This is a genomic window from Halomonas sp. BM-2019 (assembly GCF_017584085.1).
This window is the reverse complement of record NZ_CP071922.1, coordinates 1,552,705-1,553,077: the sequence shown is the minus strand read 5'-3', so window position 1 is coordinate 1,553,077 and position 373 is coordinate 1,552,705. Positions and strand designations below refer to the sequence as shown.

The window sequence follows — 373 nt, the reverse complement described above, 5'->3', positions numbered from 1 at the left end:
CATTTCTTCGGTACTTAAAAACTCGCGCACCGGATAGGCGTTTTTGATATCTTCAAAGACAAAAAGCCAGTCAGATTTGTTGTCATGCATCCGCTGAAAATAGAGCGGGGTGATATCCCGGCCAAACTCAGCACGCTCTTGAATGAATAATTCGACCGTATCCGGGTGAGTGTCAAAGTAGTTGAGATAAGCGTGCATCATGGCGTACAGACGGCACAACGGGTTGCTATAACTGTCGCGCGCTTGCATCATGCGCTCACGCAAAATATCCAATTGATGGGTGAGGGCTGATTTAAATAATTCTTCTTTATTGGGAAAATGGCGATACAGAGTTCCTTTGCCAACGCCCGCCAATTCTGCAATCGATTGCATG

1 protein-coding gene is annotated in these 373 nt (G+C 46.1%); it reads right to left on the bottom strand.

Features of this window, described 5'->3' with window-relative positions; translation table 11 throughout:
* A partial coding sequence (locus J5F18_RS07825; protein WP_346301712.1) for a TetR/AcrR family transcriptional regulator occupies positions 1-373 on the bottom strand: 373 nt, incomplete at both ends.